Genomic DNA, 22,846 nt, shown 5'->3' with positions numbered 1-22,846 from the left:
ATTCTTCCCAGGGGAAATATTGATGACCGCAACTGCCCAGACGCTGCGTCCGCCGTCCCGTACCTTGATGTTTCTGGAAGGACGCGCGATCCACGAGTTCGGCGCATTCCTCGGCGCGCTTCCGCTGCTGAGCCTTGCGCCGCGCGGCGATGGGCATCCGGTGCTGGTGCTGCCGGGCCTCGTGGCCTCCGACACCTCCACTGGCGCGCTGCGCACGTTTCTGAGCAGCAAGGGCTATGCAGTGGCTGGTTGGCGCCAAGGCCGCAACTACGGCCTGCGGCCCGGCGTGCAGGATGCGATGCTCGGTCAGATCCGAGAGCTCAACGACACCCACGGCCGCAAGATCAGCTTGGTCGGTTGGAGCCTCGGTGGCATCTATGCGCGCCAGCTTGCCAAGATGGTGCCGGACAGCGTGCGCCAAGTGATCACGCTTGGTAGCCCCTTTGCCGGCGATCCACGCTCGACCAACGCCTGGCGCGTCTATGAATGGGCGAGCGGCCGCAAGGCCGACGAGGTTGATCCGCGTTTCGGCGGCGAGCTTGCCGCTCCGCCGCCGGTGCCGACCACCGCCATCTTCAGCCGTACCGACGGCGTCTGCGCCTGGCAAGGCTGCATGGAGAAGACGGGCGCACAGACCGAGAGCATCGAGGTCGAGAGCAGCCATTGCGGCATGGGCCATCATCCGGCCGCCGTCTATGCCGTAGCCGATCGCCTCGCGCAGAAGGAAGGCCAGTGGCGCCCGTTCGATCGCAGCGGCTGGCGCAGCGTGGTGTATCCCGATCCGCATCGGTAGCGCTCCTCTTCACCTCTCCCTGCAAGCTGGGCGAGGTCGGATTGCATCGGAGATGCGATAGCGGGGAGAAGGAGAAGAGCCGTCGTCCCCCTCCATTGTCGCGCCTGCACCAAACGCGCTAAGCCTGCCGCATGGCGCATCCGCTCTCCCGCATCATCGACCAGCTCAAGCGCGAGCCCTCGCGCACCGGCTCCATCGTCATCACAGTGTTTGGTGATGCCATCGTGCCGCGCGGTGGCTCGGTGTGGCTCGGCACGCTTCTGGAATTCTTCGAAAGCCTCGACATCGACAGCGGCGTGGTGCGCACCGCAATGTCGCGGCTTGCCGCCGACGGCTGGCTGACGCGCGAGAAGGTCGGCCGCAACAGTTTCTATCGCCTGGCCGACAAGGGCCGCCAGACCTTCGAGGCCGCGACGCGCCACATCTACGATCCGCCGCCGTCCGACTGGACCGAACGCTTCGAACTGCTGCTGATCGGCAATAGCGAGGATCGCGAGGCTTCGCGCGAAGCGCTCCGCAATGCCGGCTTCGGCAGCCCTCTGCCGGGCGTATGGGTCGCACCATCGGGCGTTCCGGTGCCGGATGAGGCGGCGGGCGCGATCCGCCTCGAAGTCTCGGCGGAAGACGACAGCGGCCGCCGTCTGCTCAGCGCGAGCTGGCCGCTCGATCGGACCGCCGACGCTTATCTGAAATTCATGAAGACGTTCGAGCCGCTGCGCGCCGCGATCACGCGCGGCACGGATCTGTCCGAGGCCGACGCCTTCACCGCGCGGATCCTCTTGATCCACCATTACCGCCGCGTCGTGCTGCGCGATCCATTGCTGCCCGAGAGCCTGCTGCCGCCGGATTGGCCGGGCAGGGCCGCCCGCGAACTCTGCGGCGAGATCTATCGCGCGCTGCTTGCTCCGTCCGAACAATGGCTCGACAGCCATGGAACCAATGAAAAAGGGCCGTTGCCGCCCGCGCGAAAGCTGCTGGAACGAAGGTTCGGCGCTTGACCATTATGTTACAGAAATATCTTGCATGATGTAAATCTTGTTATATATTCCTTCCCAATAAGCGGGAGGATGCGCATGTACACCCAGGCGCTGAACACGGCCGAGACCGCTGATCGCGATCTCGAGGACGCAGGCAAAGCTGCGCAATTCCAGGCCCGCGTCGATGCCGAGGAGCGCATCGAGCCGAACGACTGGATGCCCGCGGCCTATCGCAAGACGCTCACCCGCCAGATCTCCCAGCACGCCCATTCGGAAATCGTCGGCATGCTGCCCGAAGGCAACTGGATCACGCGCGCGCCGACCTTGCGCCGCAAGGCCGCGCTGCTCGCCAAGGTGCAGGATGAATGCGGCCACGGGCTCTATCTCTATGCCGCCGCCGAGACGCTCGGCTCCTCGCGCGAGGAGCTGGTCGACGCCATGCTCGCCGGCAAGGCCAAATATTCATCGATCTTCAACTATCCGACGCTGACCTGGGCGGACATCGGCACGATCGGCTGGCTGGTCGACGGCGCCGCGATCATGAACCAGATCCCGCTGTGCCGCTGCTCCTACGGGCCTTATGCGCGCGCGATGATCCGCGTCTGCAAGGAGGAGTCCTTCCACCAGCGCCAGGGCTACGAGATCATGGTGACGCTGTGCCGCGGCTCGGAGGAGCAGAAGGCGATGGCGCAGGACGCGCTGAACCGCTGGTGGTGGCCGGTGCTGATGATGTTCGGCCCGCCGGATGCGACGAGCCAGCACAGCGACACCTCGACGAAGTGGAAGATCAAGCGCTTCTCCAATGACGAGCTGCGCCAGAAATTCGTCGATGCCACCGTGCCGCAGGCGCAATATCTCGGCCTCACCATTCCCGATCCCGGCATGATTCAGGACGCCGACGGCCACTGGCGCTACAGCGAGATCGACTGGACCGAGTTCAAGCAGGTGCTCGCCGGCAACGGCCCCTGCAATCGCGACCGCATCGCCGCGCGCCGCAAGGCGCACGAGGAGGGCGCCTGGGTGCGCGAGGCGGCAGCTAGCTATGCAGCCAAGCGCGCCCAGCGTCAGACCGCCCAGGCTGCCGAATAGGAGACCAATATGGCCACGCCGAACACGCCGCTGTGGGAAGTCTTCATTCGCAGCCGTAACGGGCTCGCGCACAAGCATGTTGGTTCGCTGCATGCGAGCGATGCGACGATGGCGCTGCAGGCCGCCCGCGACATCTACACCCGGCGCGGCGAGGGCCTGTCGATCTGGGTCGTGCCCTCCAGCGCCATCACCGCGAGCGATCCCGCCGAGAAGGGCATGATGTTCGAGCCGGCAGAATCCAAGATCTACCGGCATCCGACGTTCTACGAAGTGCCGGAAGAAGTGGGACACATGTGATGATGGTCGCCAACATCCAGGTCTCCGAAACCCCGCTGGTAATCTACGCGCTGCGCCGCGCCGACGATGCGCTGATCCTCGGTCACAGGCTGTCGGAATGGTGCGGACACGCGCCGATGTTGGAAGAGGATATGGCGCTCTCCAACATCGCTCTCGATCTGATCGGCCAGGCGCGGGAGCTCTATACCTTTGCCGCCAAGGTCGAAGGCAGGGACAACGACGAGGACAAGCTCGCTTACTTGCGTGACGTGCGGCAGTACCGCAATCTTCTCCTAGTCGAGCAGCCCAACGGCGATTTTGCCCAGACCTTGGTGCGGCAATTCTTCTATTCCGCCTTCGCCGATCTCTACTGGCGCGCGATGATGAATTCGCGCGATGCGACGCTGGCGGCGATTGCTGCGAAATCGGAGAAGGAGAGCGCCTACCATCTGCGCCATGCCTCGGAATGGATCATCCGGCTCGGCGACGGCACGGAGGAGAGTCATCGCCGGGCGCAGGCTGCGATCGACAATCTCTGGGCCTTTACCGGCGAGATGTTTGCCGTCGACGACGGCGAACGCGCGCTGATCCATGCCGGCATTGCCGTCGATCCCGCAAGCTTGCGCGGGCGCTGGCTGGCGACTCTCTCGGAGGTCACGCGTGAAGCAACGCTCGCTCTGCCGCAGAACGACTGGATGCAGCAGGGCGGCCGCTCCGGTCGTCACAGCGAGCATCTCGGCCACCTCCTGTCGGAGCTGCAATCGATCCAGCGGACTTTTCCGGGGCTGACATGGTGATGGTGACCGATGACGCCGCGCTGCGCCAGCGCGCCTGGGACGCCGCCGCCAGCGTGGTCGATCCGGAAATCCCGGTGCTGACCATCGGCGATCTCGGCGTGCTCCGCGACGTCGTTCTCGACGGCGATCATGTCGAGGTCGCGATCACACCGACCTATTCGGGTTGCCCGGCCATGAACATGATCGCGCTCGAAATCGAGGTTGCGCTGGAGCGCGCCGGTTTTCAACATGCAAAGGTACGGACCGTGCTGTCGCCGGCCTGGACCACGGACTGGTTGACCGAGGACGGACGCAAGAAGCTGCGCGCTTACGGCATCGCGCCGCCGCAAGCTTCAAACTCGCGCCGCGCGCTGTTCGGCGATCAGACGGTGGCGTGCCCGCAATGCGGCTCGGACAAGACCGAGCTGTTGTCCGAATTCGGCTCGACCTCCTGCAAGGCGCTCTGGCGCTGCAAGGCCTGCCGCGAACCCTTCGACTATTTCAAGTGCCATTGACCATGTCCGCAGCCGCACCGCGCTTCCATCGCCTCGCCATCAGGGACCTCCGCCGCGAGGCCACGGACGCCGTCTCGATGACCTTTGCCATCCCCAACGAACTCGCCGGCGCTTACGCCTTTACGCCCGGCCAGTATCTGACGTTGCGCGCCATGCTTGACGGGGAAGAGGTGCGCCGCTCCTATTCGATTTGCTCCGGCCCCGACGATGGCGAGATCCGCATCGCCGTGAAGAAGGTCGATGGCGGCGCGTTCTCGAGCTGGGCAGCCGAAGATCTCAAATGCGGCGACGAGCTCGACGTGATGACGCCGACCGGCCGCTTCGGTCTGGTCCCGCCGGCAGATCGTGCGCGCGTTCATGTCGGCTTCGCCGCCGGCTCCGGCATCACGCCGATCCTGTCGATCGTGAAGGGCGTGCTCGCGCGCGAGCCGGACAGCCGCTTCTTCCTGTTCTACGGCAACCGCACCACCGACAACGTCATGTTTCTCGAGACGCTCGAGGAGCTGAAGGATCGCTTCATCGATCGTCTCTCGATCTTTTACGTGCTCTCCGGCGAGGAGCAGGACATTCCGATCCTGCATGGCCGGCTCGACGGCGACAAGGTGAGGGTGCTGCTCCGCGCGCTGGTGCCGGCGGCCAGCGTCGATCACGTCTTCATCTGCGGTCCTCTTGGCATGAGTGAGGACATCGAGGCGACCTGCCGCGATCTTGGCATCGCCGACGAGCGCATCCATGTCGAGCGCTTCGTCTCCGAGTTCGGCGGCAAGCCGCGGCCGAAAAAGGCGGTTGCGCCCGACGCGCCGCCGAAGGCGATCGCCTCGCTGATCATCGACGGCAAGCGCCGCGACGTGCCCGTCGCCGAGGACGAGGCCATCCTCGATGCCGCGCTGCGCGCCGGCGTCGATCTGCCCTTCGCTTGCAAGGGCGGCATGTGCTCGACCTGCCGCGCCAAGCTGGTCGAAGGCGAGGCGCCGATGGACATCAACTATTCGCTGGAACCGTGGGAGCTCGAGGCCGGTTTTGTTCTCACCTGCCAGGCCAAGCCGTCCACCGAGCGCGTCGTGGTCGATTATGATCATGTCTGATCAGGGTTTCTGCGGCTCCGCAATGCAAATGCGTCGCAATATTTGACAGTGTGAGCCAACCAGAACAACATCATGAGCAAACGTCTGGCCGGGAGAAGCGCGTGAACGTGAAAGCCGCCCTGTCGCCTGAGGATATCGCCCGTGCCTGCGCCGATGCGATGTGGGCCGAGGACGATGCCTCCAAAGGTCTCGGCATGGAGATCGTCGAGATCGGCCCGGGCTTTGCGACGCTCGCCATGACGGTGCGGCCTGATATGGTCAACGGCCAGCGCATCGCCCATGGCGGCTTCATCTTCACGCTCGCCGATTCCGCCTTCGCGTTCGCCTGCAACTCGCACAATGAGCGCGTCGTGGCGGCACAGGGCCAGATCACCTTCATCAAGCCGGGCAAGCTTGGCGATCGTCTCATCGCAAGAGCGCGGGAGATCACCCGCGGCGGCCGCTCCGGCATCTACGACGTGCGTGTCACGGTGGGCGAGGTCGTCATCGCGGAATTCCGCGGACATTCCCGCGTCATTCCCGGCAAATGGCTGCCGGCGCAAGATCAATAAAACCAAACAAAAAAGAACAGGCAATGTGGGGAAACGAGGATGGCTCTGACGAGGCTCAAGGAAGGTGGCAACGCCTATAGCGCCGAGATGGATGCGCATGAGCGCGCCTCGCGCGACGAGATCATGGCGCTGCAGAAGCAGCGGTTGGCGTGGTCGCTGAAGCACGCCTACGACAATGTCGCGCATTACCGCAAGGCGTTCGACAAAGCGGGCGTGCATCCGTCCGACTTTCGCGAACTCTCTGATCTTGCCAAATTTCCGTTCACGGTGAAGACGGACCTGCGCGACAATTATCCCTTCGACATGTTCGCCGTGCCGCGCGAAAAGCTGGTGCGGGTGCATGCCTCATCCGGCACGACCGGAAAGCCGATCGTGGTCGGCTATACGCAGCGCGACATCGACACCTGGTCCGAGGTGATGGAGCGCTCGATCCGCGCCGCCGGCGGCCGCACCGGCATGATCATCCACAATGCGTATGGCTATGGACTCTTCACCGGCGGTCTCGGCGTGCACTACGGCGCCGAGAAGCTTGGCTGCACGGTTGTCCCCATTTCCGGGGGCATGACCGAGCGGCAGGTGCAGCTCATCAATGATTTCCGGCCCGACATCATCACGGTGACGCCGAGCTACATGCTGGCGATCCTCGACGAGTTCAAGCGCCAGAAGCTTGATCCGCGCCAGTGTTCGCTCAAGATCGGCATCTTCGGCGCGGAACCCTGGACCAACGCGATGCGCGCCGAGATCGAGGACGCCTTCGACATGGACGCGACCGACATCTATGGCCTGTCCGAGGTGATCGGCCCGGGCGTCGCTCAGGAATGCATCGAGACCAAGGACGGCCTGCACATCTGGGAGGATCATTTCTACCCGGAAGTGATCGACCCCGAGACCGGCGCGGTGCTGCCCGACGGCGAGAAGGGCGAGCTGGTCTTCACCTCGCTCACCAAGGAAGCCTTTCCGGTGATCCGCTATCGAACCCGCGACCTGACGCGGCTGCTGCCGGGAACGGCACGGCCGGGCATGCGGCGGATGGAGAAGGTGACCGGGCGCTCGGACGACATGATCATCCTGCGCGGCGTCAATCTGTTCCCGACCCAGATCGAGGAGGTGCTGCTCGCGACCGACTGGTGCGGCGGCCATTTCATCCTCGAGCTCACCCGGGAAGGCCGCATGGACGAGCTCACCATCATCGCCGAGGCGCGGCCCGAGAGCTGGGACGGCCGCGGCCTCGTCGACCATGCGGATCGAATTTCGACCCACATCAAGAATACGATCGGCGTCAGCTCCAGGGTGCAGGTAGTTGCGCCGGCCACGCTGGAGCGCTCGCTCGGCAAGGCCAAGCGGCTCTTCGACAAGCGGCCAAAGGACTGACCGGACGGATTGACTCGACCGGCGCCAGAGGCGACAAGGCCCGCGAGAAATCGCGGGTCTTTTCATGTCAGCCGATGCCAAAACCGTCGAAGCGCGCTGTGTGCGCCTCAGCGCCAAAGCTGAAAATGCCGCTGCGCTTGCGCCGACAATTGAGCGGCAGATGCTTGCGCGCGGGCCGAACGATCTTCTGATCGAGGTGAAGGCTGCCGCGGTCAATCCCTCCGACGTCAAGGCTGCGACCGGGCTGATGCCCTATGCCGTGTTCCCCCGGACCCCCGGCCGCGACTATGCCGGCGTGGTGATTGACGGGCCCGCCGCCACCATTGGGAACGAAGTGTTCGGCTCGTCCGGGGACCTCGGCATTCGTCGTGACGGCACTCATGCGAGCCATCTCGTGGTCGAACCCGATGCGGTCGTGGAGAAGCCGAAGACTGTGTCCTGGGAGGAGGCCGCCGGCATCGGCGTGCCCTTCGTGACCGCGATGGAAGGCTTTCGCAGGGCGGGCGTGCCGAAGCGCGGCGAGACCGTTCTGGTTTTCGGGGTGAATGGCAAGGTCGGTCAGGCCGCGGTGCAGATCGCGACCTGGCAGGGCGCGCGCGTGATCGGTGTGGTGCGCAGGGCGGAAGCCTATGAAGGCCACACCAACGCGCCCATCGAGGTGATCGACGCCTCCGCCACCGAAATCGCCGCGCGCGTGCACGAATTGACCGGCGGCAAGGGCGCCGACGTCGTCTTCAACACGGTCGGCGATCCCTATTTCCAGGCCGCGCACAAATCGCTCGCGCTTCGCGGCCGCCAAATCCTGATCGCCGCGATCGACCGCATCGTGCAGTTCAACATCCTCGAATTCTATCGGGGCCAGCACACTTATGTCGGCATCGACACGCTGGGTCTATCCTCGGCCGCGACGGGTGCGGTGCTGCGCGACATCGGGCCGGGTTTTGCGAGCGGCCATCTGAAGCCGTTTCCGATCAGGGCGAATGCGATCTATCCGCTGGAGCGCGCGAAGGAAGCGTATGTTGCGGTCGCCGGCTCGTCACGTGACCGGGTGATCCTGAAGCCGTAACCATGGAATCCACGCAACTCGTTATCCTCGCCGGCCTGGCCATCGGTCTCGTCTACGGTGCCGTTGGCCTGCTCAGCGGTTTCTGCCTGATGAGCAGCATGCGCGGGTTACTGGCTGAGGGCGACGGGCGGCTGGTGCGGACCTACGCGCTCGCAATCGCTGTTGCGATCGCCGCGAGCCAGTTCCTCGCCGGCAGCGGCACGGTCGATCTCGGCAAGTCGATCTATCTGCAGCAATCGTTTTCGCCGGCGGTGCTGTTCCTCGGCGGCCTGCTGTTCGGCTACGGCATGGTGCTTTCGAACGGCTGCGGCTCGCGGGCGCTGGTGCTGCTCGGCCGCGGCAATCTCCGCTCCTTCGTGGTCGTGATCGTGCTCGCGATTGCCGCGCAGATGACGCTGAAGGGCCTCATCGCACCGGCGCGCATTGCGCTGGTCCAGGCAACGCAAGCCACGGCTCCTGCCAATTCGCTGCCGTCGTTGCTGGCGACGCTCGGCTTCACGGAATCGCTTTCACGCGCGCTCGCCGCGGCCGCGACAACCGTCGCGCTGAGCCTGTTCGCTTTCGCGCATCCTGCGTTCCGTCGCTCGCCCGGTCAGGTCGTAGCGGGCATCATTGTGGGCCTCCTCGTCGCCGGCGGCTGGCTGGCCACCGGCTATCTCGGTGCCGACGACTTCAATCCGGTCCCCGTGACCTCCCTTACGTTCGTCGCGCCGATCGCCGATAGCCTGCAATATGCCATGCTCTCGACTGGACTGACGCTCAACTTCGGCATCGCGACGGTGGCCGGCGTCTTCGCCGGCAGTCTGGTGACGGCACTCGCAACTGGCCGCTTCAAGCTCGAAGGCTATTCCTCGCCGCGCCACATGCTCCGCTCAGGGACCGGTGCCGCGCTGATGGGGATCGGCGGCGTGATGGCGTTCGGCTGCTCGATCGGGCAGGGGCTCACCGGCGTGTCTACGCTCGCGCTGGGATCGTTCGTCGCGGCTGCGGGCATCCTGCTCGGCACCGCGGCGGGCCTGCGCGGGGTTCTGCGGGTTCAGCCTCTCGCGGTGGCCTGACTGCGCAACAACCGATCGCCCAGCGTCGCAAGGCCGATGCCGGAGACGATCAGCGCGGCCGCGACGGCAAGGCTCGCGTCGATGGGTTCACCCAGAAGGATCGCAGCGCTGGCGATGCCGACCAGCGGTGTCCCGGTGGTGCCGAGCGACGTCGTCAGGGCTGAGATGCTCCTGTTGACCATCGACATCGCCCAATAAGCCAGGACCGTTCCGACCAGGCCCGAATAGAGAAACAACAATACGAGCCTCCACGACCACTCCACATGCGGGAGGCCATCCACAGCTGTCGCGCCGACCGACAGCACGATCGTTGCCACGAGCACCTGCCAAAGCAAAAGCTGAAGCGGAGATCCGATCCAGCGATGCGCGCGGATATAGATGATGTTCGCAGCCCAAGAGATCGCGGCCAGGATGACCATGCCGGCGCCGAGCAGCACGTTTGGGTTGGTCCAGTCGATCGAGGATGGATTCAGGATGACGGCAAGGCCGATCAGCCCGAGCAGAGCGCCGGCGAGCTTCGGCGCCGTCAGCGTGTCCTTGCCGAAAAGGGGCGCGGCGAGTGCGACCCAGAGCGGCGTGGTGTAGCCGAGCACGATGCCCTTGCTTGCGGGCAGGAAGCGAAGGCCGCTGGCAACCAGGATCGAGAACAGCGTCATATGCAGCAGCGCCACGCTCAGGATCACGGGAAAGTCGCGTCGCTCCGGGATCACGAGATTGTTGCTCAGTCCGAGCAGCACGAACAATCCAACCAGCGCGATCCAACTCCGGATTGCCGCGCTCCACAACGGCGGGACGAACTGCACGAGCTGCTTGGTCACCGACCAATTCACGCCCCAGGCCAGCACCACGATGAGGAACAGGCCGATGGCCGCACGGGGTGACAGGGTGTTCATGTCGCAGGTCCTTGAAGCAGTCCGAGCCGCCGGATAGCATCCCGACTGGCATTTGAAAAAGTGCCAGATTGGAGAAGAAGAGAGTGCCAGTATCCGACACGACGATCTCCGCGTTGATCGAGCTGAAGCGGACCGATGGCGAGGGGCTGGTGGCGCAACTGACGAGCCAGCTGCGAGGCCTGATCGCGACCGGCCGCCTCGGCAAAGGCCGCGTTCTGCCGTCGAGCCGACGGCTTGCGAGCGATCTCGGCGTCTCGCGCAACACCGTCACATACGCGTTCGAGCAGCTCGCGGCCGAGGGATATGTCGCGGCGTCTCATGGCCGCCGTCCCGTGGTCATGATCGACGGCCACGAACGCATCGAACGGGGCGCCGTCGCAGCGGGCGAATGCGTCGGCAAACTGCAGCTCTCGCCTTGGGCTACGAAGCTCCAGCAGGCCGACTGGCCGATGTCTTATCGGGGGGAGCTCAAACCGCTGCGCCCGGGGCTGGGCGATTTCAGGGAGTTTCCGAACGAGGTCTGGGCACGGTGCCTGCGCCGCAGCGCCGTGCATGCAGGCAGGCGCGAGCTGGGACCGGTCAACCGGCTGCGCCTGCGGGAGGCGCTGACGCATTATCTGGCGACGAACCGGGACGTCCGCGCCACGGCGGAGCAGATCATGATCCTGCCGAGCGCGCAGGCCGCGCTGACCTTGATTGCTGCCACACTCATTTCACCGGGCGATCATGTATGGGTTGAAGACCCTGGCTATCCCGGCGCGGCGGCTGCCTTTCACGCATCCGGCGCGCGCCTGACCGGCATCAGGCTGGATGAACAGGGCATGCAGCGAATGCCAGGCCTTGGAGCTCCCAGGCTGATCTTCATGACGCCGTCGCATCAGCACCCAACCGGCCGGTTGATGTCGCTGGCCCGTCGAACCGAGTTTCTCGCGGCAAGCCGGCCCGGCAGGACCTGGATCGTCGAGGACGATTACGACGGCGAATTCCACTACGACAGCCGGCCGGTGCCGGCCTTGCAGGGGTTAGATGCCCATGGCCGTGTGTTCTATGTCGGCACATTCTCGAAGGCGATGAGGTCGGACATCCGGCTCGGCTATCTGGTAGCGCCGGCGGCGCTGGTCAGTACCTTGGAGATCGCGCAGCAGCACATGGGACTGATCGCCGCCAGCCACATCCAGGAGGCGCTGGCCGAATTCATCGCCGATGGGTACTTCCTCGCACATCTGCGCCGCATGCGCCGGCTCTATCACGCGCGCCGCGATCATCTTGTCGAGGAGCTGCAGCGGCATCTCGGTGGCATGCTCTTAGTCGAGGTGCCCCCCGGCGGTATCCAGCTCGTCGCCCGTCTCGAGCGCGGCCGCACTGATCGGGCGGCGGTGAAGCGGCTGGTCGAGGCGGGCGTCGAAACGCGCGCCTTGTCCAGCCTAGCGCTCGGCAAGCCGCGCGATCACGGCCTGCTGCTCGGCTTTGCGGCGTGGCGCGAAAACGAGATCAGCGCGGCCGTGCGCACGATGGCGTCGTGCTTCTAGTGGGGCATCGCTACTCCACCGCTTTCGTCACGATCCGGATCTCCGACGTCAGCGTCCGGTGCACCGGGCACTTGTCGGCGATCTCCATCAGCTTCTTGCGCTGCTCGGCATCGAGCGCGCCGTCGATCGCGATGTCGCGCTCGATCTGGTCGAGCATGCCCTCGCGAGTCTCGCACTCCGCACAATCCTTGGCGTAGATCTTGGAATGCTTCAGCGTCACCGTGACGCGGTCGAGCGGCAGCGACTTGCGGTCGGCATAGAGACGCATGGTCATCGAGGTGCAGGCACCTAAGCCGGCGAGCAGGAAATCGTACGGGCCGGGTCCGGTATCCGCGCCGCCAGCCGCGAGCGGCTCGTCCGCCACCAGACGATGCGGGCCGACGGTGATGGTCTGGTTGAACTTGCTCTTGCGGGTCTCCTGCACCACGACCTTGCGCGGCTCCTCCGGCAGATCCATCGCCTTCGCGGGCGTCGCTGCATCGACGTAACGGCTGGCCCATGCCACGATCACGTCGGCGGCGTAGAGCGCGTCGGCAGGCTTGGTCAGAAGATGATCGGCATGGTCGAGCGAGACGAAGCTCTTGGGGTGTCTTGCCGCGACGAAGAGCTTCGTTGCGTTGTCGATGCCGACGGTGTCGTCGAGGGGCGAATGCATCACCAGCAGCGCCTTGTGCAGGCCGGTGACGTCCTTCATCAGCTCGTGCTCGGCGATGTCGTCGAGGAATTCGCGCTTGATCCGGAACGGGCGTCCCGCGAGCGAGACTTCGACCTCGCCTTGCGCGCGGATGTTGTCGAGATGCTCCCTGAACAGGCCGGTGACGTGGGCGGGATCCGAGGGCGCTGCGATGGTGGCCACCGCTCGTGCCTCGGGAATTTGTCCGGCAGCGGCGAGGATCGCGGCGCCACCCAGGCTATGGCCGATCAGGATCGAGGGTGCCTTGCGGGTCTCGCGCAGATGATCGGCCGCGCGCACGAGATCGGCAACGTTGGAGGAGAACGTCGAGTTGGCGAAATCACCGCCGCTGGAGCCGAGCCCGGTGAAGTCGAAGCGCAGCACCGCGATGCCCTTGGCGGCGAGCGCGACCGAGATGCGCTTGGCCGCCAGCGTGTCCTTGCCGCAGGTGAAGCAATGCGCGAACAGCGCGAAAGCCGCGGGCTCGCCGTCAGGCAGCTCCAGCGCGGCCGCGAGCTGATGGCCGCCTTCGCCGGTGAATTGAAAGCGTTCCGTCGGCATGGGCTTCCCCCCCGTCTTGCTCGAACCTAATCGCCCGAATAGCGCTGCTCGGCCCAGGGATCACCGCGGTTATGATAGCCGCGGACTTCCCAGAAGCCCGGCGCGTCCTCGGTCAGGAATTCGATGGCCTGGAGCCATTTTGCGCTCTTCCAGAAATAGAGGTGCGGCACGACCAGCCGCACCGGGCCGCCATGCTCCTCCGCCAGCGGCTGGCCGGACCAGCTGTGGGCGAGCAGCGCGTCCTCGGCGGCAAAATCCTCCAGCGCGAGATTGGTGGTGTAACCGTCATAGGAATGCAGCACGACGAAGCGAGCATCCTCGCGCGGCTGGCAGGCCGCCAGCAGCTCACGCGTGGCGAGCCCTTCCCATTCGTTGTCATAGCGCGACCAGGTCGTGACGCAATGGATGTCCGAGGTGAACCGGGACTGCTTCTGCGCGGCGAATTCGGCAAAGGTCCAGAAAACGGGGGTCTCGACCGCGCCATAGACGTCGAGCCGCCAGCGCTCGCGCGAGACCGGCGGCGTGACCCCGAGATCGAGTACCGGCCAGTCCTTGGTGAGGTGCTGCCCGGGCGGAAGCCTTTGATCCTCCGGGCGTGTAATCTTGCCGGTGAGAAAGCGGCCCTCGCGCGCCCACTTCTCCTTGGTGCGCGTCAGCTTGCTGTCGGATGGCGTCTCGTCGGTCATGGCCTGTGCTCGTGGCGATGCATGGCTGAGGCGTGCTTGGTGTCGCGCACGCCATGAAAGGCCTGTCCGCTTCCTTTGGGAAGGCTTTACATCGCCTTTCCGAGCAAAAATGGCAACTGGCGGGGGCCGCGCACCGTTCCTTGCGACCAAGTCACCGTGCCTGCCGGATCGAGCCGGAAGTCGGGAATCCGCTTCAGCCATTCCTCCAGCGCCACCTGCATTTCCATGCGCGCGAGGTTGGAACCGACGCAGCGGTGGATGCCGAGGCCGAAGGCCGCATGGCGGTTCTCGCGCCGGTCGATCACGACTTTGTCAGCGTCCGGAAACACCTTGGGGTCGCGGTTGGCTGCCGGGAACGACAGCAGCACCATGTTGCCCGGCTTGACCGGACAGCCGGACACCGTAGTCTCCTTGACCACTTCACGCGCCATCGTCACCGGCGAATAGGCGCGCAGCAGCTCCTCCACGGCTGTCGGGATCAGTCCGGGCTCGGCGATCAGCCGCTCGCGGTCGGCCGGCGTCTTCGCAAGATGCCAGAGCGAGGAGCCGATCGCGCTCCAGGTGGTGTCGATGCCGGCGATCAGCAGCAGGCGCAGCGAGCCCATCACATGGGTGTCCTCGAGCGGATTGCCGTTCTTGTCCCTGGCGTTCATCAGGTAGGAGATCAGGTCGTCGGTGGGCTTGCTCTTGCGCGCTTCGATGTGGCCGCCGAAATAGGCCGTCATCTCCTGCACGGCCTGGAGCAGCTTGCTCTCGTCCTTGATGCCGAGCTCGAGGATCATGTGGATCCAATTGATGAAAAGGTCGCTGTCGCTCTCGGGAATACCGAGCATGTGCGCGATCGCCCGAACCGGGATGTGCTTGGTGTAGCGCGCCGCAGCGTCCACCCTCTGCTCGGCGATGAAGTCGTCGATCAGCTCGTTGCAGATGGCGCGGACGCGCGGCTCGAGCTTCTTCATAGCGTCCGGGGTGAACGGCGGCAGCAGCAATTGCTTGGCCGGCTTGTGCTCGGGCGGATCGGAGGTGATCGGCGGGGCTGCGTTCCTGCTGGTGATTTCCGGCCGTACGTCGCGGACGATGATGCGGCGGGAGGAGAAGTGCTCGGTGTCGTTGGCGATCTCGCGCACGGCCTCATAGGTCGTCGGCAAATAGCAGCCGAGGAAGCGTTTCGTGTGCACCACGGGGCTTACGGGTCGCAGCTCGTCCCAGATCGGGAACGGATCCTCGGTCCATTGCGGATCGGTGTGGTCGAAATCATGAACCCAGTCGGTGACGGGCGGATGGGCGACAGGCTGGTCGACGTCGGACATGGCAGGGAATCCCTTGGCTCGTATTCGCTGAACGCAGCGGGGCGGCAACGGCCGCACTATTCCTCGATCACATCGATTGCGATTTCCGGGCAGTTGGATTTCGCAAGCCAGGCCTTGTCCTCGAGTCCCGGAGGGACGGTGCCGTCACCAGCTTCGTGCGCGTTGCCGTATTCGTCGAGCTCGAAAAGCTCCGGCGCGAGCGCCTTGCAGCGGGCATGGCCCTGGCATTTGTCGGGATCGACGTGAACCTTCAGTCGCTCTGCCATTCTCGGCTTCCTTGGTCGTGTGCGCGCGAGGGCCCGAAGGCGGCGCGTTTCCTCATCTCGGTTCTATTTAAGTTATATACTATTACATTCGCGGCGGGCTTCCCTTGTCAAGCGGGAACTTGTAGGCTTCGCCCCGACATGCGTTCACGACCAGCCCGCAAGCCCGCGAAGACCTACCACCATGGCGATCTTCGCGATGCGTTGATCGAGGCCGCGCTGCAAGAGGCGGAGCGGGGCGGCGCGGAGGCGATCAGCATCAAGGCGCTTGCCAAGAAGCTCGGGGTCTCGCAGCCGGCGCCATACCGGCATTTTGCCGACCGCGAGGCGCTGCTCGCCGCCGTCACCGCGCAAGCATTCCGGCAGCTCTCGGCGCTCTTGCGTGATGCGATGGCAAAGCCGTCGCAGCAATCGAAGCTCTCGCGGCTCGCACAGGCGACGCTCGATTTCGGCTTGCGCCGGAATGGCATCTACCGCCTGATGTTCGCCTCGCGCACGGTGTCCTGCGCGGCCAAGGGCAGCGAGCTGCACGAGGCAACGCGGGAGACCTTTGCGCTCGTCATCGAAGCTCTGGAAGCGCCCGCCGTGGGCTATTTGCGCGAACGGCAGGCGCTCAAGATCTGGGCGGCGCTGCACGGCGTGGTGATGCTGGCCGAGCAGGGCCTGTTCACGGGCGAGGCGGCGCATGCCACGCGCGAGGAGCTGGTCGAGGATTTCGTCAACGAGACGAAGGCTGCGCTTGCGGTCGCGATCAAGGATGCGCGACGTCGGACCAAGGCCGGCGCTTAGAGCATGATCCGGAAAAGTGCATGGCGGTTTTCCGAAAAGATCATGCTCAAACAATAACCTAAAGCGCGATGACGATCCATCCTAATCGCATCGCGCTTTAGGCCTTCGCCTTCAGCAGCTTCAGCAGCTTCATCAGCTTTTCGACCGCGCTGTCCGGCGTGGTCACGACGGGGCGGCCGGTGGCCTCCGCGACCAGCGGCGCCGTCGCGGCGATGCTGAATTGCGCCAGCGCGATGACGTCGCAATCGCGCAAGCTCCGTGAGGCCTCCGCGATCAGCCGGTCATGCGTGGCGCGGTCGCCGCGGTCGAGCGCGGCCAGCGCGCCGTCGGCGAGCTTCGGCACCACCTCGACGGAGGCGGGAAACTCGGGCGGCATCGACGCCAGCGTCGGCGGAAAGGTCGAGAGCAGGCCGATGCGCCGGCCCATGGTCACCGCCCTGTCGATCATGGCCTCGTTCGGCTTCAGCACCGGCATCGGCGCATGCGCGCGCGCGACGGCCTCGATGCACGGGCCGAAGGCGGAGCAGGTGAACAGGATTCCATCCGCTCCCGTCGCCGCTGCATAGTCGCCGAGCGCGAGGAACCGTTCCGTCATGGCATCGTTGAGGTGCCCGTCGCGGGCGAGATCCGCCGAGAGACTGTCGTCAAGCAGGTTCATCAGCCGCGCCTCGGGCCACGCCTGCGCAAACGCTGCCTCGATCGGGGCGATGGAATGCTTGAGGGCGTGGATAAGGGCGATGCGCATGGGGGGCTCGATGCTTCTTCTCCCTCTCCCCGTTCTTACGGGGAGAGGGTCGGGGGTGAGGGGCTCTCTCGGCACAAAAAGGTGAGAGTTGGACGGGCGGAAACTCCCCCTCACCCGGATTGCTGCGCAATCCGACCTCTCCCCGCAAGCGGGGAGAGGTGAACTCTCTTACTTGAACGGAATGGCGTACATCAAGCCGCCTTTGCTCCAGAGGCCGTTGAGGCCGCGATCGAGCTTGAGCGGGCTGGCCTTGCCGACATTGCGCTCGAAAATCTCGCCGTAATTGCCGCCGGCCTTGATCGCCTTGACCAGCCATTTGTTGTCGAGCCCGAGCCGCGAGCCGAGGTCGCCGCTGGCCCCTAGCAGCCGCTGGATCGCAGGCGTTTGCGACTTCGTCATCTCCTCGACATTGGCTTGCGTGACGCCGAGCTCCTCGGCCTCGATCAGGCCGTAATGCAGCCAGGCGATGATGTCGCTCCAGACCTCGTCGCCATTGCGGGTGAAGGGTCCGAGCGGCTCCTTGCTGATGGTCTGCGGCAGCACAATGTAGTCGGCTGCGTTCGGCGCGGCCGTGGTCACCGCGCCGGCGAGGGCCGAAGCGTCCTGGGTCATCGCATCGCAGCGGCCGCCGAAGAAGGTCTGGTACATGGTGTCGACGCGGTCGAACACCAGGGGCTTCCAGTCGATGCCGTTGGCGCGGCCGTAATCGCCGAGCGTGACCTCGTGCGTGGTGCCCTGCGCGACGCAGACGGTGGCGCCCTTGAGGTCCTTCAGCTCCTTGACGCCGAGGTCCTTCTTCACGACAAAACCCTGGCCGTCGTAGAAGTTGATCGGACCCTGCCGCAGGCCCAGCGTCGCGCCGCGCAAATAGGTCTGCGTCGAGTTGCGATAGAGCACGTCGATCTCGCCCGATTGCAGGGCGGTGAAGCGGTTCTGAGCCGTCAGCGAGACGTAGCGCACCTTGGTAGGATCGCCGAGCACGCCGGCCGCCAGCGCGCGGCAATAATCGACGTCGAGACCCCTGTAATTGCCTTGCGAGTCCGGCGCCGAGAAGCCGGCAAAACCGGCACTGACGCCACACACCAGCGTGCCGCGGCTCTTCACCGTATCGAGCGTCGCTGCCGCTGCGATCATCGTCGATGCCGCGAGCAGGCCCGCTGCGATAACCACTTTCCTCATACTACTCTCCCCTCACTGATTGACACTACGCAACACGCTGTCGACGGCCGTGCCCAGCTTGTCGACGATCAGGTCGATTTCGTCCGCCGAGGCGATATAGGGCGGTGCCAGCAGCACGTGGTCGCCGCGCACGCCATCGACGGTACCACCGCTGGGATAGCAGCCGAGGCCACCGGCAAAGGCCTCCGCCTTGATCTTCTGGTGCAGCTTGAGGGCCGGATCGAACGAGATGCGGCTAGCGCGATCGGCGACCAGCTCGATCGTCCAGAACAGGCCGCGGCCCCTGATGTCGCCGACATGGCGATGATTGCCGAAGCGTTCGGTCAGGCGCTGCTCGAGCTGCTTGCCGCGCTCCTTCACGCGGTCGAGCAGGCCATCCTCGCGGATCACATCCTGCACCGCGAGCGCCGCAGCGCAGGCGAGGGGATGCGCCAGATAAGTGTGGCCGTGCTGGAACGCGCCCGAGCCTGCGCGGATGGTGTCGATGATCTTGCCGCTTGCCAGCATCGCACCGATCGGCTGATAGCCGCCGCCGAGCCCCTTTGCGATGGCCTGGATGTCGGGGGCGACACCTTCTTGCTCCCACGCATGCATCGTGCCGGTGCGGCCCATGCCGCACATGACCTCGTCGAGAATGAGCAGCGCACCGTGACGGTCGCAGATCTCGCGCATCGCTTTGAAGTAGCCGTCCGGGGCGGTCACGGCGCCGGCGGTGGCGCCGACGACGGGCTCGGCGAGGAAGGCGGCGACGGTGTCGGGGCCGAGCCGCTGGAACTCGGCTTCGAGCTCGGCGGCGAGGCGCGCGACGAACCGCGCGTCCGACTCGCCCTCGCGCTTCTCGCGATAGGCGAACGCCGGCGTGACGTGGCTGAAAGCGGTCGAGAGCAGCGGCGCATAGGGAGCGCGACGCCAGGCATTGCCGCCGGCGGCGAGCGCGCCGAGCGTGTTGCCGTGATAGCTCTGCCGCCGCGCGATGAAGTGCTGCCGCTGCGGTTCGCCGCGCTCGATGAAATATTGCCGCGCCAGCTTGATGCTGGCTTCGATCGCCTCCGATCCGCCGCTGACGAAATAGGCGTAGGCGAGCCCGCCGGGCTCGTGTCCGACCAGTATTTCAGCAAGTGCTTCCGCCGGCTCGGAGGAGAAGAAAGCCGTATGCGCATAGGCGAGGGTGGACGCCTGCTTGGCCATCGCCGCGATCACGCGCGGATGCTGGTGGCCGAGGCAGGAGACCGCCGCCCCGCCGGAGGCATCGATGATGCGACGTCCGTCCTCGGCGAAGAGATAAACGCCCTCGCCGCCGATCGCCTTTGGCGGGGTTTCGCGCAGCGAGCGATGCAGCACGCGGCTGGTGCGAGTGCTCATGGGTCAACCTTTCTCCGGGACGTAGGTGGAGGCAGCAGTGAGCCGCGCCTCGGTGTTTTCCAGCCGCTTCTTCGCGGCGGCGCCGCCGAGCGAGAACGTGACCGCCGCGAGCGACTGCGCGATCGCGATCGCGCCCGTGAGACTGGGGAAAAAGCCGGGCGAGGAGGCTGCCTCGAACAGCAGCACATGGTCGGCGCCTTCGGCCATCGGTGCCGACAGGCTGTCCGCAATCGCGATCAGCGTCGCGCCGCTGCGATGCGCGGCCTGCGAGACGCGGACGCTCGCATGCGTGTAAGGCAGGAAGCCGATGACGATGACGGCTTCGCTGGGCCGGAACGCGCCGAGATCGAGGTCGTCGGGCCCGGACGTGCCGACGAGCTGCACCTGTTCGGGCCGGAACAGGCGCAGCTCGTAGTTCAGGAGTTCCGCGACGCTGCGGCAGCTGCGATAGCCCGCGATCCAGATCCGCTTGGACTCGTGCAGCGCGCGCGCCGCTTCCGCGATCGGCTGTGCCGGGATGCGCGGAAGGCCGGCGGCCTCGGCCTCGAGCTTGTCGAGGATGAGCGTAACATCGGCGTTCGGCCCGTGACGGCGGCCTCTTGTGCGGCCGGAGAAGGGCGCGGTCTGGGACGGCCGCCGCGCCTCGGTCAGCGCCGCACGCAGCTCGTCCCATCCGGAATAGCCGATCGCTTTCGCAAGCCGGGTGAACGCGGCGGGATCGGCACCGGCTTCCGCCGCGAGATCGCGCATCGAGCGGGTGGTGGCATCGTAATCATTGGCGGCGACGAAACGGCCGACCTCCTGTAAGCGCAGGGGGAGCGACGGCAATGCGATGCGCAGTTCGCTCAGGGGCGAGGATTTCGCGGGCTCGGCCATGAAACATTTGTTGCATGAATTCGAATTCGGTGCAACAGTTGACGTGCGCGCCGGAAATCGCTGCATTCGACGAAGGATTGTTGTGCTGTGACCGCCGATCATCCCAGGCCGCCGCCGCGCCGCCGCTTCGTGCTCGGCCGCAACCAATTGATGGGCCTGTTCTGGCAGGTCCTGGTGGTCGGCATCGCGATCGCAGTGATCGCCTTCCTCTGGTCCAACACCGTCACCAATCTGTCGGCCCGCCGCATCACGACCGGCTTCGCCTTTCTCGGCCGCGAGGCCGGCATGCCGATTGCCGACAGCCTGCTCGCCTACAATCCCGGGGATACCTACCTCTGGGCCTTCGTCGTCGGCGTCGCCAACACCTTGCGCGTCGCCGTGATCGGCATCGTGCTCGCGACGATCCTCGGCACCCTGATCGGGATCTCGCGGCTGTCGGCCAATTGGTTGCTGTCGCGGCTTGCGGCCGTCTACGTCGAAACGCTCCGCGACATCCCGCTGCTGCTCCAGCTACTGTTCTGGTACGTGCTGATGCAGGCGCTGCCGGCTGCACGTGCCGCCTGGCGGCCCGTCGAGGGCGTATTTCTGTCCAATCGCGGCCTGATCCTGCCGGCGATCCCGTTCGGCCCGCCGCAGCTCACGGTGCTCGGCACCGCGGTGCTGGGCTGTGCGGTGTTCTTCCTCTTCCGTCGCTGGTTGGTCGCACAGCAGATGCGCGACGGCAAGCCGCGGCCGGCCTGGCCGTCTGCGCTCGGCCTCATCGTCGTGGTGCCGGCGGCGGTCTCGCTGGTGCTCGGCGTGTCCTGGACGGTCGAGTGGCCGCAGCTGCGCGGCTTCAATTTCGTCGGCGGGCTGACGCTCGCGCCGGAATATTTCGCGCTGCTGATCGCACTGGTGACCTACACCTCCGCCTTCATCGCCGAGATCGTGCGCAGCGGCATCCAGTCGGTGCCACGCGGGCAATGGGATGCCGCCAACGCACTCGGCCTGCGTCGCAGCTTCATGCTGCGGCAGATCATCCTGCCGCAGGCGCTGCGCGTCATCGTGCCGCCGATGACGAGCCAGTATCTCAACCTGACCAAGAACTCCTCGCTCGCGGTCGCGATCGGCTACCAGGACGTGGTCTCGATCGCCAACACAACGCTGAATCAGACCGGACAGGCCATCGAAGCCATCGCGCTGATCATGGCGGTGTTCCTGACCATCAGCCTTTCGATCAGCTTCTTCATGAACTGGTACAATGCGCGCATCGCGCTGGTGGAGCGCTGATCATGACCGCGATCACGGACATCCCCGATGCACCCCGGGCCGCTCGCCGACCGCAGCTGGGCAATCCGGTGCTGCACTGGCTGCGCAAGAACCTGTTCTCCTCGATCCCGAATGGGATCATCACCGTCCTGCTGCTGGTGCTGCTCGCCAAGGGCATTTTCAGCTCCGTGCAATGGGGCATCGCCAATGCGGTCTGGCTGACGCCCACCAACGATTCCAGCGCCTGTCGCGCCGCGCGTGGCCTCGGCGCCTGCTGGGCCATCGTCCCCGAGAAGTATCGCTTCATCCTGTTCGGCACCTATCCGTTCGACGAGCAGTGGCGGCCGGCACTGTCGGTCGTGCTGTTCATCGCATTGTACTACCTCTCGACCCGCCGCGCGCTATGGCGGCGCGAGCTTGTCTATCTCTGGATCGGCGCACTGGCGCTGATCAGCGTGCTGATGTGGGGCGGCGTGATCGGCCTGTCGTTCGTCTCGCAGGACCGCTGGGGCGGCTTGCCCGTGACGCTGATCCTGGCGACGTTCGGCCTCGCTGTCGGCTTTCCGCTCGGTATCCTGGTCGCGCTCGGGCGGCGCTCGAAGCTGCCGGCGATCCGCTCGCTCAGCGTGCTCTATGTCGAGCTGATCCGCGGCGTGCCGCTGGTGAGCCTGCTGTTCATGGCGAGCGTGATGTTTCCGCTATTCATGCCGGCCGGATTCAACATCGACAAGCTGCTGCGCGCACAGATCGCGATCATCCTGTTCGCCGGTGCTTACCTCGCCGAAGTGATCCGCGGCGGGCTTCAGGCCGTGCCGCGCGGACAATACGAAGCCGCCGACGCGCTCGGCCTGTCCTACTGGCGCAAGCACCGGCTGATCATCCTGCCGCAGGCTATCCGCCACGTCATCCCGCCGCTGGTCAACACCTTCATCGCCTTCTTCAAGGACACCAGCCTGGTGCTGATCATCGGCATCTTCGACCTGCTGACGACGGCGAAGACCGCGATCATCGATCCCGCCTGGCAGCAGTTTTCGGTCGAGGTCTACATCTTCGTGGCCGCGATCTACTTCGTCTTCTGTTTCGCGATGTCGCGCTACAGCCGGAGCCTGGAGGCGCCGACAACGCCGAAGTGACGGGCGGTTTCTGGTTTGGTGCCGCTTGTTTGCGCTTGCGCC

The 22,846-nt window shown here is 65.5% G+C and carries 24 protein-coding genes; 15 read left to right on the top strand and 9 right to left on the bottom strand.

Annotation, left to right across the window (positions count from 1 at the left end; all coding sequences use genetic code 11):
* Positions 1-22 precede the first annotated feature (22 nt).
* From I6F28_RS07195 to I6F28_RS07145, 11 genes are all read left to right on the top strand, one after another.
* A complete protein-coding gene (locus I6F28_RS07195) occupies positions 23-793 on the top strand; it encodes an esterase/lipase family protein (RefSeq protein WP_036025751.1) in 771 nt (256 codons plus the stop codon).
* Positions 794-924: 131 nt separating this feature from the next.
* Positions 925-1,791, top strand: a complete 867-nt coding sequence (gene paaX, locus I6F28_RS07190) for a phenylacetic acid degradation operon negative regulatory protein PaaX (RefSeq protein ID WP_225139576.1) — start codon at positions 925-927, stop codon at positions 1,789-1,791.
* A 75-nt stretch (positions 1,792-1,866) separates the two neighbouring features.
* Complete coding sequence (gene paaA / locus I6F28_RS07185) at positions 1,867-2,859, top strand: 1,2-phenylacetyl-CoA epoxidase subunit PaaA (RefSeq protein WP_225139575.1); 993 nt, start codon at positions 1,867-1,869, stop codon at positions 2,857-2,859.
* Between the two features lie 9 nt (positions 2,860-2,868).
* Positions 2,869-3,156 (top strand): 1,2-phenylacetyl-CoA epoxidase subunit PaaB, encoded by a 288-nt coding sequence (gene paaB / locus I6F28_RS07180; RefSeq protein ID WP_015687593.1) that lies wholly within the window; start codon positions 2,869-2,871, stop codon positions 3,154-3,156.
* On the top strand, positions 3,156-3,932 hold the full coding sequence (gene paaC, locus I6F28_RS07175; protein ID WP_225139574.1) for a 1,2-phenylacetyl-CoA epoxidase subunit PaaC: 777 nt from the start codon (positions 3,156-3,158) through the stop codon (positions 3,930-3,932). The genes paaB and paaC overlap by 1 nt, the downstream gene beginning before the upstream one ends.
* The gene (gene paaD, locus I6F28_RS07170; protein WP_370143314.1) at positions 3,926-4,426 is read left to right on the top strand and encodes a 1,2-phenylacetyl-CoA epoxidase subunit PaaD; all 501 of its coding nucleotides are present in this window, start codon (positions 3,926-3,928) and stop codon (positions 4,424-4,426) included. The genes paaC and paaD overlap by 7 nt, the downstream gene beginning before the upstream one ends.
* A 2-nt stretch (positions 4,427-4,428) precedes the next feature.
* Positions 4,429-5,511 carry a 1,2-phenylacetyl-CoA epoxidase subunit PaaE gene (gene paaE, locus I6F28_RS07165; protein ID WP_225139573.1) on the top strand — a complete coding sequence of 361 codons (1,083 nt, stop codon included), beginning with the start codon at positions 4,429-4,431 and terminating at the stop codon, positions 5,509-5,511.
* 101 nt (positions 5,512-5,612) lie between these two features.
* Entirely contained in the window at positions 5,613-6,062 is a 450-nt protein-coding gene (paaI, locus tag I6F28_RS07160; protein ID WP_225139572.1) for a hydroxyphenylacetyl-CoA thioesterase PaaI, read from the top strand.
* A gap of 39 nt (positions 6,063-6,101) precedes the next feature.
* The gene (paaK, locus tag I6F28_RS07155; protein ID WP_225139571.1) at positions 6,102-7,433 is read left to right on the top strand and encodes a phenylacetate--CoA ligase PaaK; all 1,332 of its coding nucleotides are present in this window, start codon (positions 6,102-6,104) and stop codon (positions 7,431-7,433) included.
* 64 nt (positions 7,434-7,497) lie between these two features.
* Positions 7,498-8,499 carry a quinone oxidoreductase family protein gene (locus tag I6F28_RS07150; RefSeq protein ID WP_225139570.1) on the top strand — a complete coding sequence of 334 codons (1,002 nt, stop codon included), beginning with the start codon at positions 7,498-7,500 and terminating at the stop codon, positions 8,497-8,499.
* A gap of 2 nt (positions 8,500-8,501) precedes the next feature.
* Positions 8,502-9,557, top strand: a complete 1,056-nt coding sequence (locus tag I6F28_RS07145; RefSeq protein WP_036004835.1) for a YeeE/YedE family protein — start codon at positions 8,502-8,504, stop codon at positions 9,555-9,557.
* Here the strand turns inward: I6F28_RS07145 and I6F28_RS07140 are convergent.
* On the bottom strand, positions 9,536-10,450 hold the full coding sequence (locus I6F28_RS07140) for a DMT family transporter (RefSeq protein WP_225139569.1): 915 nt from the start codon (positions 10,448-10,450) through the stop codon (positions 9,536-9,538). The two genes, I6F28_RS07145 and I6F28_RS07140, sit on opposite strands and share 22 nt — an antisense overlap.
* Before the next feature lie 83 nt (positions 10,451-10,533).
* Between I6F28_RS07140 and pdxR the strand changes: the two genes are divergently transcribed.
* On the top strand, positions 10,534-11,979 hold the full coding sequence (gene pdxR / locus I6F28_RS07135; RefSeq protein ID WP_225139568.1) for a MocR-like pyridoxine biosynthesis transcription factor PdxR: 1,446 nt from the start codon (positions 10,534-10,536) through the stop codon (positions 11,977-11,979).
* Positions 11,980-11,989: 10 nt separating this feature from the next.
* On the opposite strand, the gene I6F28_RS07130 is transcribed toward pdxR, so the two are convergent.
* The 4 genes from I6F28_RS07130 to I6F28_RS07115 all read right to left on the bottom strand — a co-directional run bounded on the left by I6F28_RS07130 (position 11,990) and on the right by I6F28_RS07115 (position 15,475).
* Positions 11,990-13,213, bottom strand: coding sequence for a bifunctional alpha/beta hydrolase/OsmC family protein (locus I6F28_RS07130; RefSeq protein WP_225139567.1), 1,224 nt, complete (start codon positions 13,211-13,213; stop codon positions 11,990-11,992).
* 26 nt (positions 13,214-13,239) lie between these two features.
* The gene (locus I6F28_RS07125) at positions 13,240-13,899 is read right to left on the bottom strand and encodes a sulfite oxidase-like oxidoreductase (RefSeq protein WP_225139566.1); all 660 of its coding nucleotides are present in this window, start codon (positions 13,897-13,899) and stop codon (positions 13,240-13,242) included.
* Positions 13,900-13,985: 86 nt separating this feature from the next.
* Entirely contained in the window at positions 13,986-15,209 is a 1,224-nt protein-coding gene (locus I6F28_RS07120) for a cytochrome P450 (RefSeq protein WP_225139565.1), read from the bottom strand.
* A gap of 56 nt (positions 15,210-15,265) precedes the next feature.
* On the bottom strand, positions 15,266-15,475 hold the full coding sequence (locus I6F28_RS07115; protein WP_018648108.1) for a ferredoxin: 210 nt from the start codon (positions 15,473-15,475) through the stop codon (positions 15,266-15,268).
* A gap of 138 nt (positions 15,476-15,613) precedes the next feature.
* Here I6F28_RS07115 and I6F28_RS07110 point away from each other — a divergent pair, with 138 nt between their 5' ends.
* Entirely contained in the window at positions 15,614-16,261 is a 648-nt protein-coding gene (locus I6F28_RS07110) for a TetR/AcrR family transcriptional regulator (RefSeq protein WP_036025733.1), read from the top strand.
* 97 nt (positions 16,262-16,358) lie between these two features.
* On the opposite strand, the gene I6F28_RS07105 is transcribed toward I6F28_RS07110, so the two are convergent.
* The 4 genes from I6F28_RS07105 to I6F28_RS07090 form a co-directional block, all read right to left on the bottom strand.
* Positions 16,359-17,006 (bottom strand): aspartate/glutamate racemase family protein, encoded by a 648-nt coding sequence (locus I6F28_RS07105; protein WP_225139564.1) that lies wholly within the window; start codon positions 17,004-17,006, stop codon positions 16,359-16,361.
* Positions 17,007-17,174: 168 nt separating this feature from the next.
* Entirely contained in the window at positions 17,175-18,185 is a 1,011-nt protein-coding gene (locus I6F28_RS07100) for an amino acid ABC transporter substrate-binding protein (RefSeq protein ID WP_057027076.1), read from the bottom strand.
* A 12-nt stretch (positions 18,186-18,197) separates the two neighbouring features.
* Complete coding sequence (locus I6F28_RS07095) at positions 18,198-19,547, bottom strand: aspartate aminotransferase family protein (RefSeq protein WP_225139563.1); 1,350 nt, start codon at positions 19,545-19,547, stop codon at positions 18,198-18,200.
* Positions 19,548-19,550: 3 nt separating this feature from the next.
* Positions 19,551-20,423 carry a MurR/RpiR family transcriptional regulator gene (locus tag I6F28_RS07090; protein ID WP_074447505.1) on the bottom strand — a complete coding sequence of 291 codons (873 nt, stop codon included), beginning with the start codon at positions 20,421-20,423 and terminating at the stop codon, positions 19,551-19,553.
* A gap of 87 nt (positions 20,424-20,510) precedes the next feature.
* Here I6F28_RS07090 and I6F28_RS07085 point away from each other — a divergent pair, with 87 nt between their 5' ends.
* On the top strand, positions 20,511-21,692 hold the full coding sequence (locus I6F28_RS07085) for an amino acid ABC transporter permease (RefSeq protein ID WP_225139562.1): 1,182 nt from the start codon (positions 20,511-20,513) through the stop codon (positions 21,690-21,692).
* A gap of 2 nt (positions 21,693-21,694) precedes the next feature.
* Entirely contained in the window at positions 21,695-22,804 is a 1,110-nt protein-coding gene (locus tag I6F28_RS07080; protein ID WP_225139561.1) for an amino acid ABC transporter permease, read from the top strand.
* Positions 22,805-22,846: the final 42 nt, after the last annotated feature.

It is taken from the genome of Bradyrhizobium sp. NBAIM14, from assembly GCF_020193895.1.
Classification (GTDB): Bacteria; Pseudomonadota; Alphaproteobacteria; order Rhizobiales; family Xanthobacteraceae; genus Bradyrhizobium; species Bradyrhizobium yuanmingense.
This window is presented reverse-complemented; position numbering and strand designations above follow the sequence as displayed.